We start from the raw sequence: 19,125 nt of genomic DNA, 5'->3' as shown, positions 1-19,125 counted from the left end.
AAGAAGAATGATTGTATTGACAAGAGTTGACCATCGGTTATTACACGGACAAGTCGCTTTTTCTTGGACACAAACAATAGGCGCAGATTGTATTTTGATTGCCAATGATGATGTGCCTACTAATGAGATACGAAAGACAACAATCAAATTAGCCAAGCCGCAAGGAGTCAAACTAGTAATCAAATCCATTGATGACTCGATTGCCGCATTGAAAAGCGGTGTGACAGATAAATATAAGCTATTCATTGTAGTGGAATCAATCGAGGACGCATATAAGCTGGCAGAAGCGTATCCAGAAATCAAAACCATCAACTTAGGAGGGATCAAGGCGAAACCTGGTACTCGCAGTATTGGAAAAGCGGTGAATATTTTACCAGAAGAGGAGGAACGATTGAAAAGATTGATTGACAAACAAATAGAAGTGGAGATCCGTCAAGTACCGGCAGATAAAAAAGTGGACGTAAGGGAAGTTTTGTAAGAAAGGAAGAAACTCAATGATTGTACAAGCAGTCTTATTAGGTATCGTTGCATTTATCGCACAATCAGAATATGCATTAGGGACATCACTGCTTTCTCGTCCAATTGTGACGGGACTGTTTACAGGAATCGTGTTGGGTGATGTAAAAACTGGGATCGTCATGGGTGCCACTTTGGAGTTAGCATTTATCGGATCATTCTCAGTAGGTGCTTCGATCCCCCCTGATGTGGTGACCGGAGGAATTTTAGGCACGGCTTTTGCTATCACAGCTGGAGCTGGTACGGAAACGGCACTTTTACTAGGTTTACCAATTGCTACGTTGACATTGATATTGAAAAATATTTACTTAGGTCTTTTGATTCCAATTATGAACCATAAAGCGGACAGTTATGCAGAAGAAGGAAACTATAAAGGAGTCGAGCATATGCACTTGCTTGCCGGTTTCGGTCTTTCTTTGATGCTTGGTGTTGTGGTAATGGTTTCGTATATGGTGGGAAGCAATACGATCGGAAATCTACTCAATAAGATTCCTGACTTCGTTCAGAATGGCTTGTCAGTAGCTACAGGGTTGATTCCAGCTCTTGGTTTCGCGATGCTCGCTCGATTGCTGATTAACAAACAAGTTGCGCCATACTTTTTCTTAGGTTTCGCTATAGCTTCTTACTTAAAGATTCCTGTGACCGGAGTAGCTATTTTTGGTGCAATTTTAGCCGTTGTGGTAGTCAATATCATGAATGTCCGTCAATTGCCACTTCAAACCACTGCAGGGGAGGTCGAAGAAGATGAAGAATTCTGAGAGTAAAAACAGCAAAATAACGAAAAAAGAACTGAATCATGTATTCTGGCGTTCTTTTCAAATGGAGTTTTCTTGGAACTATGAACGACAGATGAATATGGCTTATGTTTACGCAATGATTCCGATTTTGAAAAAGTTATATCAGTCGAAAGAAGAAATGGCAGCAGCTTTGAAACGGCATCTAGAGTTTTTCAACACGACCCCACATATCGTTACATTGATTTTAGGAATCACGGCTGCAATGGAGGAAGAAAATAAGGATGATCCTGAATTTGATGTGACCGCAATCGACAGTATCAAAACATCTTTGATGGGACCACTTGCAGGGTTAGGGGATTCTTTCTTTTGGGGAACTTTGCGATTGATTGCCACAGGTGTGGGCACCTCTTTAGCTATGCAAGGAAATATTTTAGGACCTATCTTGTTCATTTTGATTTTCAATATTCCGCACATTCTGTTCCGCTATCTAGCAACAGGTTGGGGTTATCGCTTAGGAACGGGTTTTTTGAAAAAGATTCAGGCAAACGGGATGATGGAAAGTTTGACATTAGGCGCGTCTATCATTGGGTTGATGGTCGTGGGAGCAATGACTGCCACGATGATTACTATCAATATCCCTTTAAAAATCGGTTCAGGAGAAAATGCTGTGACTGTTCAAAGTATTTTTGATGATATTGTCCCAAATATCTTATGTCTGGGTGCATTTGGTGTAGTGTTTTATCTATTGAAAAAAGAAGTAAAACCATTGACGATCTTGATCGGATTAGCTTTCTTTGGGATTTTTGGTTCGTGGATAGGGATTTTTTAGAAAAGGAGCAGAGAAAATGGTTACGATGCAAGATTATATTTATGAAGAAAAGGAAGTACTAAGTACGATCTTGAAAAAGAATGATTTTTCGACAAGAAAACAAATGAAAAAAACAACGAATCTGCTGATGCTAGCAACGGGTTCTTCTTACAACGCTTGTTTAGCAGCGAAGCCGGCATTGGAATCTTATGGCGAGCTAACTGTCGATATTCAAGAACCTTTTCATTTTGCTCATTATGGAAAACTTTCTCCATCAATCGATACTGTGATTGCTGTGTCACAAAGTGGGAAAAGTGCTTCTACTGTTGAAGCAGTAAAAATGATCCAAAAACAAGAAATACCGATTATTGCTGTCACAAATGACGTACAAAGTCCACTTGCTTTAGAAGCTACACAGATTATTGATTTAGGTGCTGGGATAGAAACAGTTGGCTTCGTTACAAAAGGCTATTCTGCTACTGTCTTACAGTTACTACTCTTAGGGCTAGGAATTGGGATAAGTAAAAATAATATCAGCAAAGAAATAGAACAAAACTACATGCAACAGTTACAAAAAATAATCGATCATTTACCAGTGATTATTCAAAAAACGGAAGAATTTTTTGATGAGTATCAAAGTTTGTTTCGTTTAACACAACGCTTCATCACTATTGGCTATGGTCCAAACTGGGGAACAGCGAAAGAAGCAGAAACGAAATTGACGGAAACAATCCGTGTCCCGTCACAAGGATTTGAGTTAGAAGCTTACATGCATGGCCCATATCTAGAGGCTGATGCTTCCCATTTGCTGTTCTTTATTGAAGGGGACAATGAAAATAAGGAACGTTCACAAAAGTTGCGGAGATATATGAGTCAGTATGTTGGAGAGGCTCTCACAATTACCACAAAAAAAGCAAGAGACGAGAAAACACTTGGATTAGCAATAGAATGTGATGAATATCTGTCTATATTAGCACTTGTCGTTCCATTTCAACTATTCGCTTATAAAATCGCAGCAGCTAAAGGAATCGACTTGAACAAAAAGATCTTTGAAGACTTTGATACAGTCTTGAAAAGTAAATTATAAGAGGTGGAAATCATGTTGAAGTTCAATGAAGAAGAACAAATCAAAGCAATAAAAGGTGCACTAGCTTTACGTCCGCAAGTAGAAAAAATCATCGATAAACTTTATACGGAAAAATTCGATGCTGTCTATTATTTAGGAATTGGTGGAACGTATGCTTCTTCGATGCAAGCTGTCACTTATATGAATGGGAAAAGCAACTTGCCTGTCTTTGTACAGCATGCTGCAGAATATTACACTACTGGGAACAAAAGATTAACAAAAGATTCTATTGTCGTCGTGTCCTCTGTTACTGGGACAACCCAAGAAGTAGTGAAAGCAGTAGAAGAAATCAAGAAAGTAGGAGCGACACTGATTGGATTTATCGATAAAGCGGAGAGTAAGTTGTCTCAACTATGCGATTTTGTGGTTACTTATCCAGCTCCCGGAACAGAACAAATCAAATTTTTTATGGTAGCAGATCGATTGATGTATTTGCATGGGGAATTCGAAGATTACTCAGAGTACTATGAACAGCTCGAACATTATTTGCCAACAGGGTTAGTTGAAGCAGAGAAAAAAGCAGATACATTTGGCTTATCATTTGCAGAAAAGCATCGACGTGATAGCATGCATTATTTTATCGGAGCAGGGAATCAATGGGGAGCTGTTTATTCATATGCCATGTGTTATTGGGAAGAACAAAGCTGGCTCCCATCGAAATCTATCCATGCTGCCGAGTTTCTTCACGGGACGTTAGAGATCGTTGAAGAAACGACCCCAGTCACTTTATTTTTAGGCGAAGATGAACAGAGAGCGTTATCTGAACGTGTAGCTAAACTTTTGCCAAAAATTTGTAGTAATTATACATTGATAGATACAAAAGACTATCCAGTAGAAGGTATCAGCGAAAAATATCGCGGACGTGTGTTGTCTTTCTTATTGATGCATGCAGTGACACAGCGTATCGATGCACATGTCGAACAGCTGAATTGTCATCCATTAGAGATACGCCGCTACTATCGTCAGTTTGATTATTAGGATCGATTGGATGAAAAGAATATAAAAAATAAAGAGAGCAGCGACAACTGCTCCCTTTATTTTTTAGTTGTTTTCCAAGTCAGTTAATGCATTACGATTTTGAACATTGACATCGATTACATTATAAAATGCGTTATCTGTGTCAGCTACATCCCAAACTGCTAAAATGACATGATACCCCAGACGATTGCTAGGAATATTGATTGTATGAGTCGGATTAGTAATAGACGAATTACCACCATTATTTACTTCACCAATGAATTCCAGGTCATTTCTATTCAATGGGGCATTTGGATTCCAACCATTTTTAGTCATGTAATAGTGCCATTTCGTCGTTGCGTGGTCAGCTGTGAAATGCCAAGTGAATCGGTTTGCCCCAGTAGTTAAGTTGTTTTTTGTCCATAACGTAGCTGTTTGTTTATCCAAAACAAAGTCACCTACTGCACCATTAGCAGAAGCAATCCGACCATTTGCAGGTCCAGCCGAAGGGAATCCTTTTGGTGCCTCTAAAGATTGTGGTTCGTTGATGATACGACCATACTTTTCAAAAGCACTTTGCCAATTATTCCTACTATCTAGAGCACCTTGATAGCCACGGCTGATAGGTTGTGAAACATAGCCATGAGCCGAGACATCTACAGAAGACAAAGCGGCGATTCCTGTTGTAGCAAGTAACATTCCTAATCCCAATAAAGTACTTTTTTTCATTTGATGATTCCTCCAGTTAGATAAAATATTTTAAGAAAAGGTTTCCTTTTCGTAAGATAGTATAAAATGTATTATTTAAATATTATTTTTTTGTATGGTATTGCAACAAAAATAAAAAACTAGAAGAATGACTATTGATAAATAGCCTTATCATTTTTATGTATAGTTTTTTTCAAAAGAGAATCTCTCAATTCAATGATCTCTTCTTTCACTTCCTCTAGTCCTAGCCATTCAAAGAAATGGATTGCTTCGTCAATTTCTTCTAGTGCTCGTTCATTGCCATCTGCTAATAGAGCTAAAGCAGTGAATGCTTTGTAACGGGCTAAGTCTAACGTATGTTTATAACGGTCACTTACTTTTTTCCATTCTCCTAAAAATAGTTTTCTAAGAAAAACAGAAGAACGATGAAAAGATAGATGTATCCCGTTCAAAAGAAAATTTGATAATAATTCGGAATAATGAGCAGTATCGACATATGCTTTCATTTTTGTGACACTACGCTGAAAAGAATGATAAATATACTCGTCATCGAATATGAATAAACAATTGGAAAAAATAGAAAGTTCATAGTGTCCCCATGTATCGATACCTTCCAAGTACTTTTTGATAATAGAAACTTCTGTCAAAGTTTCCGAACGAGTGAGCTTTCGGTTTCCCAGATATTGATCAATTAGTATACGTTGCGTATATAGCAGGCGATAATAAATATTCCCAGTTTTTTTATATTCTTTTAGCAGTTCATTCTCTTGCTCTTTTGTTAAATATTTTGTTGTGATCAGGTAATTAGAAAGTTTTTGTTTACTTGTGAGAGTATTGTTGTTCAGCAAAAATTGATATTCTTCAAGTGTAACATTCATCCGTTCAAGGTAATCCACTAACAATTCAAAACTGATTTTTGTTCCTCTAGATTCAAAAGCAGCTAATGTCCCTCGCTGAGAAAGCCCCTCTGTTAATTGAGCTTGTGTCAGTCCACGTTCTTTTCTTAGTTTTCGAATTAAAGAAGCATGTTTTATCATGTAAGTTACCTCCATACGTTTTTTATGAATATAAGATAACACAAGGCTGTTATCTAAGGACGAAAATGTCAATTATGTACTATTTTTGATAAAAAGTGCTCATGCTTTAAAAGCAATTTTTATTTATGTTGTAATAACATACAAAAAATGAAAAACAGATGTTGTTAAAATAAAATATATTTACCAAATACTAGGAGGTATGATGAATGAAAAAAATTTTTTGGCTGTCATTGGCAGCAATCGGCTGTTTAGCTGGAGGTGGACAAACTATACATGCTGCACAAGATTCCGCGGCATTGATGCCGGATATCTCAGAAAAGCAAATTGCTGTTGGATATTATCATAACTGGGTACCAGAGCAAGGTGCGGGATATAGAGGTGGGAAACCAGCAGAGACAGACTTAGGAAAGATCAATCCGTTTTACAATGTCATCGCAGTATCTTTTATGAAAGGCGAAGGAATCCCTACATTTAAGCCATTTAATATGAGTGATGAAGAATTCAGAAGCAAAGTGGCTGCCCTGAATGAAGAAGGACGATCAGTTATCATTTCTTTAGGCGGAGCTGATTCCCATATCGAATTGCACAGAGGACAAGAACAAGCATTTGCAGATGAAGTGATTCGGTTGGTAGAAACTTATGGTTTTGATGGTTTAGACATTGATTTAGAACAAAGCGCCATTACGGCAGGAGATAACCAGCAAGTGATCCCAGAAGCGTTGAAAATCGTACGAGATCATTATAAAAAGCAAGGAAAACACTTTATTATTTCTATGGCACCTGAATTCCCTTATTTGAGAACAGCGGGAGGCTATGTACCTTATATCACTGCATTAGAAAATGAGTATGATTTTATTGCACCACAACTATATAATCAGGCGGGCGACGGATTAAGCGTGGGAGACGAATGGATTGCTCAGAACAATGACAGTCGAAAATATGATTTCTTATATGGTATGTCAAAAGCCTTGCATAACGGAGAGAGTGGATACATTCGGATACCAGCAGATCGTCTGGCTTTGGGGATTCCAGCAAATAACGATGCGGCAGCCAACGGTTATGTGCAAGATCCATCCGTTGTTTATCAAGTATTCGAACAAATGGAAAAAGAACGTACACCTTTAAAAGGTTTGATGACTTGGAGCGTGAACTGGGACGAAGGGGTAAACTCAGCTGGCATTTCTTATAATGAATCATTTGCGAAAGCTTATCAAAATCTGTTTACGGAACAAGAACCAGATACAGAGAAACCTTCTAAACCGACCAATTTTCGAGGAACAGCAACAAGTACGACAGTCACATTGTCTTGGACTGCGTCAACGGATAACGTTCGTGTGTCACATTATAATATTTATGAAAACAATCGATTAGTAGGAACAAGCAAAACTACGAATTATATACATACAGGTTTACAACCAGAAACGACTTATTCTTATACGATTGAAGCGGTCGATCCATCAGGAAATATTTCTGCACGTTCCGATAGATTGAATATCCGTACGCAAGAAGCAACAGCTTTACCAGCACCTTCTATTCCAAACGGGTTGAGCATCAACCATGTGACACAATCAACAGTTCGTTTGGTATGGCAAGAAAATAGCTTATTGGAAGAAGTACTTTATTATGAAATATACAGAGATGGCAAGAAGATCGCTACCTCACAAACCGCTGTATTTGAAGATCAAAATTGAACAGCTTCTACTGCGTATCGCTATCAAGTTCGTGCAGTCAATCGGACAGGTGTTTCTTTACTAAGCCAGTCTGTCACAGCAAGAACCCTAGACGAGAACGGCCAAGGAAATTCTTGGACAGTCGGTACTTTTTATCAAGCAGGAGACATAGTCACATATAATGGTATTCAATATCGTTGCTTGCAAGCGCATATTGCAGCCGCACATTGGGCACCAGATACGGCCTTCTCTTTATGGCAAAAAATAAGTTGATGATGAGGTCGTGATAGAAGCTACTTCTGTAACACCGTTTATCAAGCGGTTGTGAAATCAATACTTTGACCTAAGTATTACAGAAACAAAACGGCAAAATAGTTTTTCATATTTTGCCGTTTTTTAATCTAATATTGAGGGTGAGCTGATTGAACACTGTGTATCAAGAGATAATAAGCCTGATGTATAACTGCGTGTCACATCATTTACTCGGAATAAGGAGGATACGACTTTTATCAAAATTTCTACCATGTATTGATTTAAGCAAAGAGCGTGGGACAAAAGTAAAGAACACTTTTGTCTCACGCTCTAAACACGTATAACCGGCGGAAGCAGAAGCAACTCCTTCGGAAATAAGCTGAAATTCACAAAAATTTGAAAAGCAATTTTCGTGAATTCCTTCTTACTTCTTGGAGTTAAACGCTTCTGTCCCAGCCTCTTCTTGTATGTAGCTTCAATTAAGGGTTGTTAGGAGAAACTTCCCAGCCTCCCAATGGTAATGGTAATGGAAACATAGTCAAACCTCCTTTCTCTTAGTGACAAATAAAGTATAACAAGTGTAAAAAGAAAAAAATTAAAATGTACGCTATTGCAACATTTAATAGATTATTTCAAGTGAAAGTCGATAAAAGAATTAAACAAACACTTAAAAACAATGGAAATTAGTCCAAACTTTAAGAAATGTATACTATAATGGAAATTATCAATTATTTATTTGGAGGAATATCCATGAAACAAAAAATCGCAGTTCTTGGTCCTGGATCATGGGGCACTGCTTTAGCACAGACATTGGCAGAAAACGGGCATGATGTCCGGATTTGGGGAAATGTACCTGAACAGATTGACGAAATCAATACGTATCATACAAATCAACATTTTTTACCCGATTTGACGATCCCAGAATCGATTATCGGATATAAAGAATTGGCAGAAGCAGTGGATGACGCAGATGCTATTTTGTTTGTCGTTCCGACAAAAGCAATCCGTTCAGTCGCCCAGGAACTTATTGGTAAAATGAATACTAAGCCCGTCATTATCCATGCAAGTAAAGGCCTAGAACAAGATACGCATAAACGGATCTCAGAAGTTTTGGCTGAAGAGATTCCAGAAGAAAAACGACAGGCAATCGTCGTATTATCTGGCCCTAGTCATGCGGAAGAAGTAGCAGTTCATGATATTACAACGATTACAGCTGCAAGTATCGATCAAAAAGCAGCTGCTTATGTACAAGAATTATTCATGAATGATTATTTCAGGATTTATACAAATAATGATGTGATTGGTGTAGAAACTGGCGCAGCATTAAAAAATATCATTGCTATTGGTGCCGGTGCTATCCATGGGCTAGGGTTCGGAGACGATGCAAAAGCGGCCATCATGACTCGCGGATTAGCAGAAATTAGTCGTCTTGGTGTAGCAATGGGTGCCAATCCGCTGACGTTTATCGGTTTGAGCGGTGTTGGGGACTTGATTGTTACTTGTACAAGTGTTCATTCCCGTAATTGGCGCGCCGGTAACTTACTAGGACAGGGGCATAAACTGGAAGAAGTTTTGGAAAACATGGGAATGGTCGTTGAAGGTGTGGCAACGACAAAAGCAGCAGTCGAGCTAGCACAACAGCTAGGGGTTGAGATGCCAATTACTCAAACCATCTATAATGTTTTGTATAATGGAGAAGATATTAAAAAAGCAGCAAAAGAAATCATGCTACGTGACGGAAAAATGGAGAATGAATTTTCTCTTCGTTAAATAGATGATTAACAGGTAAGCGTCGTTTAGGAGGAACAGTAAGTGAAGGTCAAAAAAGCAGTTATTCCTGCCGCTGGGCTAGGAACACGTTTTTTGCCGGCAACAAAAGCCATGGCAAAAGAAATGCTTCCAATCGTGGATAAGCCAACGATCCAATTTATTGTGGAAGAAGCATTGGATTCGGGAATCGAAGATATCTTGATCGTAACGGGAAAAGAAAAGAGACCCATCGAAGATCATTTTGATGCAAATATCGAATTGGAAAACAATTTGCGGGAAAAGGAAAAAACAGAACTACTCGCTTTAGTTGAAGAAACGACTCATGTCAATCTTCACTTCATCCGTCAATCTCATCCAAGAGGACTGGGGGATGCCGTGCTTCAAGCAAAAGCATTCATAGGGAATGAACCATTTGTTGTCATGCTCGGGGATGATTTGATGAAAGATGATATCCCACTGACTCAACAATTGATGATGGATTATGAAGAAACACAATCTTCTGCTGTTGCCGTCATGCGTGTACCAGAAAATGAAACCTCTAAATATGGAATTATTGATCCTAAAACGGATAACGAAAAGGGACGTTGCAGAGTAAATGGTTTTGTAGAAAAACCTGAACTTGGAAAAGCACCAAGCAATTTAGCCATTATCGGACGTTATCTGCTGACCCCCAAAATATTTGAGATATTAGCAACTCAAGAACCAGGAGCAGGGAACGAGATACAACTAACGGATGCGCTCCAGACCCTTAACCAAACAGAAGCGGTCTATGCGAGAGAATTTAAAGGAAAAAGATATGACGTAGGCGATAAGCTAGGATATATGAAGACAAATATTGAATATGGACTTCATCATCCGGAAATCGGCGCATCGTTAAGCGCATATATTATCCAGTTGAGCAAAGAGCTAAGAACAGGAAATTAACTGGAAATAAGTGACCTGCTGAGAATAAAAATCAAATGGGTATTAAAGCGGCAGCTTGTGCGTCATTTGCGCAACTGTCGTTTTTATTTTTTGACGCTAAGTGAATGAAGACGAGGAAAAATGAAAGATAGAAAAAGACTTTCGTGAATATATTTAGGAAATTTTCTGCTAATGGTTTAATTTTTTTTTAAGTTACATAAAAGAAAATGATTACATAAGAGAAATGAAAGCCAATCCAGAAGATTCATAGTAGAATAAAAAGGCGAATTTTTTTAATTATAAAAAAGGTGTGTGTCCACTATGGGAAAATTAGTCGCTATTGCGCAGTCGCTACTTGATATACTCAAGTGGCTGATGGAAGGAAATAATTGGGTATTTGTGTTACCACTATTGCTCATTAGTCTATTTATCATGTTCAAAATGGTCAGAAAAAAAGAAAGATTCCTGATTTTTATCTGGTATGCAGCGTCTATTGCAGTTGCTAGCTTGATGATCGAACTGGCGTTAGGTAGTTGGGAAGCTTGCATATTTGCCTTATTTTTTGCTGTATTGTATCTGCTCATTTATATTCCTTATAGGAAAAGAAAGTCTCGGATCGGAAGAAAGGGTAGACATGCCACTACTTTTTCTAGTACAGATTCTCCAGAACAAAGCAGAAGAGCGAGAAGAAGACGGTAATATTTAGTATGTATACGCAAAAAAAGATAAAATAATGGACAAAATATTGAGTTGAGAGATTTATTTAATTGATGAGAAAAAACTTTTTTCACTTATTTAAAAGAATCTTTTCAAAAAGGAATGCTTGCTACATAAGGACAAGCCATTCCTTTTTTTATGTTATTTATTTGTAAAAAAATCATACCAATGTTTTTTTGTGTTTTCGTACTTGCACTTGAATAAGAGATTACTTACAATGAGTTCAGATAGAAACAGCTGAATAAAAAAAGGCTCCCTGACCCTTAGTTGGCGCTAAGAATCAGGGAATGACCAGTCACACTCATACACCCTGACCGATCATTTTGCCATAGTCAATGCAGTGCATCGACCTTATTTATTGTACCTAATCTAAGGGGAAAATTCTACCCCTGTGTAGAGATTTTCTATGGTCTGCACGTTGTTTTATTTGCTATGTCAAGGTATTGGGCGTATTCGTTCAATACCTTTTTTGCGTTTGAAACAGCAAAGACCGCATGTATTACTGTTTATCTTCTGTTTTTTATGTATTTCCTTAGATTAGGCAGCTGTTTCTATTCATGTCAAGTATAGCTAGGCGGGAGAGAAAAATGAGTTTATGTTATTTTGACTATTATTACCAATTGGAAGAGAAATTAAGGATAGAAGAGCCGTTGATGGTTCAAGCAGGAACTTGGATTGCGAAACAAATCAATCAAGGCGGCAGATTGCAGATATATGCTAGCCGCACACTAAGTGGTGTAGCATTTGAATTTTGGGATCAAACACCGGACCTTGTGCCAAGTATATTGATTGAAAACCCAGCCGGAGGTGTCTATGAAACGCTAGAAGGGGCAGGACAAGCGATTATTGATGAGCTTTCTGTCAAACCAGAAGACATTTTTCTACTTCTTTCGAATGAAGGAAGAAATCCAGCAATCATTGAGTTGGCTCAATGGATCAAAGAAAATGGACATCCTTTGATCATTGTTACTGGATTTGATTTGTCACGAAGCATCAAGTCCCAGCATAGCAGTGGTTTGAGATTATTTGAATTTGCTGATTTAGTTTTGGATAACCATGCCAATCTGCATGATGCAGTCTTGACTTTGCCGAATTTAGATCCAGCAATCTGTGGAACAGCCTCTCTTGCAACGATTTTTTTGCTTCAACAAGTATTGTATTTTACAGCAAAACAGCTAGTTCAGGAAACAAGAGGAAAATAGTTTTCCACATAATGACCAAAGTTTCTTTAAAAAAACGGTGTTCCACGTAAATATGGAGTGTTTGAAACAAAGAAAACGATTTTTAAAGAAAAGCAGTAATAATCGTTTTTTATTTTTTGTTATTTTAAGTTTGTTTAGCTATAGAGGTCAGCCTTTTTTTTTTGAAAGTACATTATTTTTATAAGTTGTTTCACAATGAGAAGAAAAGAGCTACAAAAATATGCAATGCTAGATAGAAAAAAAATAGCGGAAAAAGAGACAAGAAAGAATCCGCATGGATCCTTTCTTGCCTCTTAATACACGTTGATGAAAGAGTCTTCCCCAAAACTCTTTACAATGTAATTATAGTACATTTGTTATCATTATTGCAATGAAGTTTACCTGATATAACAAAATTGTCGAAGAAGATTCCTTTTTCTAATAGAAAGAAAATATACAAAAAATGAAAGATATGAGATGAATATTTATTATTATTTTTTGCTTTTTTGCAATGAAATACAATTTATTCACGATTATAAAATGAAAAAATCAGGACGGGATTTCCGCTAATCTAAAAATAAAAAAAGAATTTTAAGGAAAAACAGAGAAATAAAATACTCAATATAAATGGAAAAAGAAAAAAATAGTCATACATATGAGAAAAAAAGCAAAATAGAAAAAAGTGATTTTCTAATAAATTATTCATGTGGAATTGACATTTTTACTGTATAATTCATTTGATTATCCATTTTTTATTCATCAAAATTACTGAGAAAAGAAAGGAAGAAATAAATTTGAAGAAAACAAATTCTTCAGGAAAACCGAAACGTGACTTCACTAAATTATCGACACCCCATACGTATGTCATTATTTTTGGTGTAGTCATCTTTGCATGGATACTGACTTTTGTCGTACCAGCAGGAAAGTTCAGCACGCAAGACATTGAATATAAAGATGCGAATGGCGAAACAAGTACTCGTACTGTTTTACGCCAAGATTCCTTCCGTTATGCTTACGAGCTGGATAAATCGTATGTATTTGATCAATTAGAAGAACTGCAAGATCATCCAGCAGAACGTGAAAAACTGGATGTTCCTGAAAAAGGATTGGAAAAAGTCATTGCTGACGGAGAAAAAAATCTTACGCAAGAAAAACTAGATGAAATTTCCTTAACAGATGATGTTCTTTACGATGAGTATGGCGAAAATATCTATGATACTTCTAAAAAATTGCATAAAACAGCCAAAATATGGGGAACAGACGATTTTGGTGGCTTTGGCTTCTTAAATTTTGTTTTTGAAGGTCTAGTATCTGGAGATAAATATGGATCTGCTGTAGGGATTGCTGCATTGATCCTTGTTGTCGGAGGTGCTTTTGGTATTATTATGCGTACCGGAGCGATTGATGCAGGAATCTATGCGTTTATCAGTAAAACGAAGGGACTGGAGCGTTTAGCTTTACCGCTATTATTCTTTGCTTTTTCATTGGGGGGCGCTACATTTGGGATGGCAGAAGAGGTAATTCCATTCTCAATGGTGATGGTTCCATTCGTCATTGCCTTAGGATATGACTCGATCGTAGCAGTAACCGTGACTTATGTCGCATCTCAAGTCGGAAATGCGACCTCTTGGATGAGTCCGTTTAGCGTAGCTGTAGCTCAAGGGATTGCTGGAATCCCAGTGTTGTCTGGTGCGACATTTCGATTGATTATGTGGGTAGTTGTTACTGCCTTAGCAGCTGGTTATATGATGATATATGCAGAAAAAATCCGTAAAAAACCGGAAAGTTCGTTGACTTATAAATCAGATGATTATTTCCGTTCTCATATCAAAAAGACATCTGATGAAAATAAAAAATTCATGCTTGGGCATAAACTGATTTTAGTAGAGATGTTAGCTGTTCTTGTTTGGATCGTTTGGGGCGTGACTCAAAAAGGCTATTACATCCCCGAAATCGCTTCTCAATTCTTTGTGATGGGATTAGTTGCCGGAATCATTGCTGTTCTTTTCAAATTAGATGGAATGAAAGTCAATGACATCGCTTCTTCTTTCCAATCTGGTGCAGCTGATTTAGCTGGTACAGCAATCGTAGTAGGGATGGCCAAAGGAATCCTTCTCGTCTTAGGTGGATCCGATGCGTCTGTTCCTTCAGCTTTGAATACGATTTTGCATGGAATCGGGACGGCATTGACCGGTGTGCCAGCTGTCATTGGCGCTTGGGCGATGTATATCTTCCAAAGTTTGTTCAACTTGGTTGTTACATCAAATTCAGGACAAGCAGCTTTGACCATGCCGATTATGGCTCCATTGGCAGATTTAGTCGGTGTATCCAGACAAGTAGCAGTTCTTGCTTATCAGCTTGGTTCTGGTTTCATGGATGCTTTTACGCCCGTATCAGCTAGCTTGATTGGTGTGTTAGGTGTTGCACGGATCGAATGGGCAAAATGGGCAAGGTTCCAAATCAAGATGCAAGGATTCCTGTTTGTTTTGGGAACTATTTTCATCATGATTGCTATTGCGATCGGTCTGCAGTAGTACTGGAGACATAAGTAAATAAAAAAAGTAATCCAAACAGTAGATAAATGACTCCAAGAACCGTCATTTTACGGTAAAATCAAAGGAGTAAAGATTCTATCGTTTGGATTATTTTTTAAGATCCTATCATCAGTTATACTTAAAGAAAGAGGAAAAATGTATGAAGATCATCCGACAAATTGAAGTGTTTGCACCAGATTACTTAGGAAAAATGGACGTATTGATTGCCGGTGGGAAGATTTTGGCTGTAGAAGAACAGCTAGAAGGCGGCTACGAAGGAGTGGAAGTAGAAGAACTTTCAGGTGAGGGAAAAGTACTGACTCCAGGTTTCATTGACTGTCATTTCCATATTTTAGGCGGAGGAGGAGAAGGCGGTTATCAAAACCGAACACCAGAAGTTACATTAAGTCAATTGACTACAGCTGGTGTAACGACAGTTGTCGGTTGCTTGGGAACAGACGGAGAAGGTCGAGATATGACTGCTTTGATCAGCAAAGCGAAAGGACTTGAAGCAGAAGGAATCTCCACTTATGTGTACGAGGGTTCGTACCGATTGCCGGTAAAAACAGTAACAGATTCGATCATCAAAGACTTTTTAACAATCGATAAAATCATCGGAATCGGAGAAATCGCAGTATCCGATCACCGTTCTTCTCAGCCAAGTTTTGAAGAGTTCGCCCGTGCAGCAGCAGATGCTCGTGTAGGAGGCATGTTGTCGGGAAAAGCTGGGATCATCAATGTCCACTTAGGCGGAGGAAAAAGAAAGCTAGAGTTATTGACACGAATTGTAGAAGAAACAGAAATTCCGATCACACAGTTTTTGCCTACTCATGCGAATCGTACACCAGAATTATTTGAAGCTTGCGTGGCATTTGCTAAACGTGGCGGCACGATTGACTTCACCGCTAGCGAAGATCCTGATTTTTGGGAGAAGACAGATGGGGAAGTGCGCTTCAGTAAAGCATTGAAACGATTGATTGAGGAAGATGTTTCTTTAGATAATTTCACGATGACCTCAGATGGACAAGGAAGCTTGCCTTATTTTGATGAAAACAATCATTTCCTAGGGTTAGGAGTAGGAAGTGCTAAGGCATTGCTAGTAGGGATCAAAGAAGCTGTGCAAAAAGAAAATATTCCTCTGGAAATCGCCTTGCGAGCTATAACCAGTAACCCAGCACGTATATTGAAATTGGATAAAAAAGGAAAAATTGAAATTGGCGCAGATGCAGACTTGTGTATCTTGGACAAAGAAACGCTTGATATCGATACAGTTATTGCTAAAGGAGAAATAATGGTCCAAGAAAAAGAAGTCAAAGTATGGGGAACTTTCGAAAAAAGTTTTTGATCCACTATCTGTCTCATCCTTTTTTAGAAAACGAGCGTTCTGTTTGTCTGTATCTGTTGTTGATGTTACCCTGAAAGTAGATCAATAAACAAATTAAGAGGAGGAAACACAATGGCAGATTTAAAAGGGCGTTCTAAAGACATGAAAGACAAAGTAGTCGGTAAAGGAAAAGAAGCATACGGCAAAGCAACAGACGACAAGAGCAAAGAAACAGAAGGAAAAGCACAATCACTAGGTTCTGATATCAAAGAAAAAGCTCGTGATTTGGGCGATGAAATCAAAGACAAATTCTCTCGAAAAGATGAAAACAAATAAACAACGTTCATTACTAAATGAATCAAGCAAATAAAAATCCGAACCGTATCTGCTTCATAGATATGGTTCGGATTTTTTGTTTGAAAGTTATCCTGTTTTTTAAACTTCTATTTTTTGAAATTCTTTATTTTTTAGTTCAAAGACTTCATCGCAGCTTTTTGCTACTTCGACCTCATGGGTCACGATGATAATACAGCGATTTTGTTCATGGGCGATTTCTTGGAAAAGTTTGACGATATCTTGTGATGCGGTCTCATCCAGATTCCCAGTAGGTTCATCAGCTACAATCAGTTGATGTTCGCAACAGATAGCACGAACGATAGCGACTCGCTGTTGCTGACCTCCTGAAAGTTTGGTCACCTGTTTTTTTGCTAATACTTCATCAATTCCTACACGAGCCAGTCGATCTAAAGCAACTTGTCGATAATTCTCTTGTTTGGTTTTAGTGATCTCCATTGCTGTTATGACATTGTCTAGAGCTGATAAATAAGGAAGCAAGTTATAAGCTTGGAAAATAATCGAGACATCATTTTTACGATAACTTCTTAACCCGATTTTGTTCAGTGAACGATCTTGATAGTATACCTTTCCTTCTTTTGGTGTATCTAATCCGGAAATAAGCGAAAGAAAAGTCGTTTTTCCAGAACCACTTGCTCCTAAAATAGCGTACATTTTTCCAGCTTCGAAATTCAGTTCTACATCTTTATAAAGCGCATCTTGCGGATCTTGATACCAAAATCCCAATTGTTCTGTCCGTAACATCAAATTCCTCCTTTAATTTAATAGGATTTTTCTTGGGTTTAATCTTAATATCCCTATAGAAGCTAAAAAGACAGAAAGCAGGCTGATTCCAAATGCTACTCCGGCTAGTAGTCCTAATTGTGTAGGTTTGACATTGATTTCCAATTCGCTGACTTGATCAGAAACAGCAAATGGATTATTCATGTTTCCTTGTTGACCCCCACGTTGACCGCCTTGTCCGTTACCTGGCATTTGTCCACCGCCAGGAGCTTGTTGGTTTTGTGTCGTGGTTTCTGTCTGTTGGTCAAGTAGCTGCTGCCCCACGGCATTCGCGACGACGTTCCCGCTAATCGAAGCAACTCCTAATGCAAGAATCATACAAATAGCAACTTCGGTAAACAATTGGAGAATGATTTTACTTCTGGATTCTCCTAAAGACAACAAGACGCCTAATTCATGCCGACGCTCCCGGATGGTAATCATGATAATCAGAGTAAGTATGATAATACCGGCTACAGCCACTAGTAAAACAACATTTTTAGAAAAACTTGCCACATTGTTTAAAGGTTCCAACATTGACTGATACATGGAATCATTTGATTGTAAGCTAAATGTATCTGTGTCGATCAGCTTCTCTGCTTCTTCGAGAAATTTATCCATTTCATCTGGATCAGATAGAGTGTAAACAGCAGAATCTATCGTGTTATCGTCAGATGTCCCATTTAATTCATTTGCAAAAGTATAAGAGGTGTAAAGTGTATTCGACGGATTCATGAAGTTGAATTTCATACCCATACTGCTACTTGTTTCGCTAGATTCATAAATTCCTTTGACCGTCATTTCATAAGTGGTATCTTCATCTTCAGTACTCGTGATTGTGAAAGTATCTCCGACTGTCAGGTCATTTGCTTCTGCTAGCGTAGAATCAATGACTACGTTGTTTGTGCCTTTGTCGCTGTCATCTATTCCTTCACCATCCGTGATTTTTGCTGTCCCATCAGAAAAAGTACTATTTTGTGCAGTTGCTGACACACCGCTGATTTGAAAATCTGCTTGAGTCATTTGCGGATTTCCGCCCATTCCTCCGGCAGGTCCACCGCCTGCATCGGTAGTTTCTGAACTGTCTTCACTTGAATCAGAACTAGTGATGGCAGTTATTCCATCTTTTGCCATAGCTGAGGCGGAACTTTCAAAGGAATAGCTCTTTACATTATCTAATTTAGCTATTTTTTCCGCGTCCGTTAAGGATACTGGGGTAAGAGAAAAACTGCCCGGATCTGGACGTTCTTCAGCGGTAGAATTGCTTGAAGAAGTTTGTTCCTGTTTTTTAAATGAAGCTTCTCGATTGGCACTTAAAGTCACTGTTGCTCCAACTTCTTTTTGTGCTTGATTCGCTGCTTCTTCTGCAGCGCTTCGAATCGTGAGGCCAGCTAGCACAAAAATAAGAATGGCTGTGAACACGGCAAACAATAACAATGAACGTCCCCATTTTACTTTTGTACTTTTCCATGCACGTTTCATAAAATTCATATCTTGCATCCCTCCTAGTAGATGCTTTTGATAATAGACAACCTATCTTAAAACTAGCTTAAATCTTATGCTGTTTGCATATCATCAACTCGAGGTTCTGTATATATAAAAAGTCACTATAGTTATTGCAAAAAATGTGGTAAAATGAAAAAAGTATGTTTCAAACCGACGAAGAAGAGATGAAAGAGAAACAGCAAAAGAAATCCTAGATGTTACAGAGGAATTTTCATTTGCTTAGTGATTCTAACAATTGCTGATACTAGCGATTTAGTTCATTT

The 19,125-nt window shown here is 38.1% G+C and carries 16 protein-coding genes and 1 pseudogene; 13 read left to right on the top strand and 4 right to left on the bottom strand.

The features are described 5' to 3' along the window. The first annotated feature begins 7 nt into the window (after positions 1 to 7). From IGK53_RS10030 to IGK53_RS10010, 5 genes are read left to right on the top strand one after another with little or no spacing between them, the layout of a single operon-like run. The gene (locus IGK53_RS10030; protein ID WP_002287114.1) at positions 8 to 478 is read left to right on the top strand and encodes a PTS sugar transporter subunit IIB; all 471 of its coding nucleotides are present in this window, start codon (positions 8 to 10) and stop codon (positions 476 to 478) included. A 16-nt stretch (positions 479 to 494) separates the two neighbouring features. After that, positions 495 to 1,274, top strand: coding sequence for a PTS mannose/fructose/sorbose/N-acetylgalactosamine transporter subunit IIC (locus IGK53_RS10025; protein WP_002335477.1), 780 nt, complete (start codon positions 495 to 497; stop codon positions 1,272 to 1,274). Next, a complete protein-coding gene (locus IGK53_RS10020) occupies positions 1,261 to 2,082 on the top strand; it encodes a PTS system mannose/fructose/sorbose family transporter subunit IID (protein WP_002291048.1) in 822 nt (273 codons plus the stop codon). The genes IGK53_RS10025 and IGK53_RS10020 overlap by 14 nt, the downstream gene beginning before the upstream one ends. A 16-nt stretch (positions 2,083 to 2,098) precedes the next feature. Further along, a complete protein-coding gene (locus IGK53_RS10015; RefSeq protein ID WP_002291046.1) occupies positions 2,099 to 3,148 on the top strand; it encodes an SIS domain-containing protein in 1,050 nt (349 codons plus the stop codon). A gap of 12 nt (positions 3,149 to 3,160) precedes the next feature. Then, the gene (locus IGK53_RS10010) at positions 3,161 to 4,165 is read left to right on the top strand and encodes an SIS domain-containing protein (RefSeq protein ID WP_002291045.1); all 1,005 of its coding nucleotides are present in this window, start codon (positions 3,161 to 3,163) and stop codon (positions 4,163 to 4,165) included. A gap of 63 nt (positions 4,166 to 4,228) precedes the next feature. On the opposite strand, the gene IGK53_RS10005 is transcribed toward IGK53_RS10010, so the two are convergent. Together IGK53_RS10005 and IGK53_RS10000 are read right to left on the bottom strand one after the other, a co-directional pair. Further along, a complete protein-coding gene (locus IGK53_RS10005; RefSeq protein ID WP_002291044.1) occupies positions 4,229 to 4,873 on the bottom strand; it encodes a lytic polysaccharide monooxygenase auxiliary activity family 9 protein in 645 nt (214 codons plus the stop codon). 131 nt (positions 4,874 to 5,004) lie between these two features. After that, the gene (locus tag IGK53_RS10000; RefSeq protein ID WP_002291043.1) at positions 5,005 to 5,889 is read right to left on the bottom strand and encodes a helix-turn-helix domain-containing protein; all 885 of its coding nucleotides are present in this window, start codon (positions 5,887 to 5,889) and stop codon (positions 5,005 to 5,007) included. A gap of 206 nt (positions 5,890 to 6,095) precedes the next feature. Between IGK53_RS10000 and IGK53_RS09995 the strand changes: the two are divergent. The 8 genes and pseudogenes from IGK53_RS09995 (at position 6,096) to IGK53_RS09960 (ending at position 16,576) form a co-directional block, all read left to right on the top strand. Next, positions 6,096 to 7,832, top strand: a pseudogene (locus IGK53_RS09995) (fibronectin type III domain-containing protein). Positions 7,833 to 8,561: 729 nt separating this feature from the next. Continuing rightward, the gene (locus tag IGK53_RS09990; protein ID WP_002291040.1) at positions 8,562 to 9,581 is read left to right on the top strand and encodes an NAD(P)H-dependent glycerol-3-phosphate dehydrogenase; all 1,020 of its coding nucleotides are present in this window, start codon (positions 8,562 to 8,564) and stop codon (positions 9,579 to 9,581) included. 42 nt (positions 9,582 to 9,623) lie between these two features. Then, a complete protein-coding gene (gene galU / locus IGK53_RS09985; protein WP_002315776.1) occupies positions 9,624 to 10,505 on the top strand; it encodes a UTP--glucose-1-phosphate uridylyltransferase GalU in 882 nt (293 codons plus the stop codon). A 300-nt stretch (positions 10,506 to 10,805) separates the two neighbouring features. Next, positions 10,806 to 11,183 carry a hypothetical protein gene (locus IGK53_RS09980; protein ID WP_002328959.1) on the top strand — a complete coding sequence of 126 codons (378 nt, stop codon included), beginning with the start codon at positions 10,806 to 10,808 and terminating at the stop codon, positions 11,181 to 11,183. A 605-nt stretch (positions 11,184 to 11,788) separates the two neighbouring features. Beyond that, a complete protein-coding gene (locus tag IGK53_RS09975) occupies positions 11,789 to 12,403 on the top strand; it encodes an SIS domain-containing protein (protein WP_002291034.1) in 615 nt (204 codons plus the stop codon). Positions 12,404 to 13,176: 773 nt separating this feature from the next. Continuing rightward, entirely contained in the window at positions 13,177 to 14,916 is a 1,740-nt protein-coding gene (gene yfcC, locus IGK53_RS09970) for a putative basic amino acid antiporter YfcC (protein ID WP_025481635.1), read from the top strand. A 160-nt stretch (positions 14,917 to 15,076) separates the two neighbouring features. Continuing rightward, positions 15,077 to 16,261 carry a beta-aspartyl-peptidase gene (iadA, locus tag IGK53_RS09965; protein WP_002315780.1) on the top strand — a complete coding sequence of 395 codons (1,185 nt, stop codon included), beginning with the start codon at positions 15,077 to 15,079 and terminating at the stop codon, positions 16,259 to 16,261. A gap of 111 nt (positions 16,262 to 16,372) precedes the next feature. Next, entirely contained in the window at positions 16,373 to 16,576 is a 204-nt protein-coding gene (locus IGK53_RS09960) for a CsbD family protein (RefSeq protein ID WP_002291027.1), read from the top strand. A 99-nt stretch (positions 16,577 to 16,675) separates the two neighbouring features. On the opposite strand, the gene IGK53_RS09955 is transcribed toward IGK53_RS09960, so the two are convergent. After that, complete coding sequence (locus IGK53_RS09955; protein WP_002315781.1) at positions 16,676 to 17,338, bottom strand: ABC transporter ATP-binding protein; 663 nt, start codon at positions 17,336 to 17,338, stop codon at positions 16,676 to 16,678. 12 nt (positions 17,339 to 17,350) lie between these two features. Further along, complete coding sequence (locus IGK53_RS09950) at positions 17,351 to 18,847, bottom strand: ABC transporter permease (RefSeq protein WP_002341208.1); 1,497 nt, start codon at positions 18,845 to 18,847, stop codon at positions 17,351 to 17,353. Between the last annotated feature and the right edge of the window lie 278 nt (positions 18,848 to 19,125).

This window comes from Enterococcus sp. DIV1224 (assembly GCF_050555455.1).
Classification (GTDB): Bacteria; Bacillota; Bacilli; order Lactobacillales; family Enterococcaceae; genus Enterococcus_B; species Enterococcus_B lactis.
The sequence above is the reverse complement of the archived record's forward strand: the minus strand, read 5'-3'. Positions and strand labels throughout refer to the sequence as shown.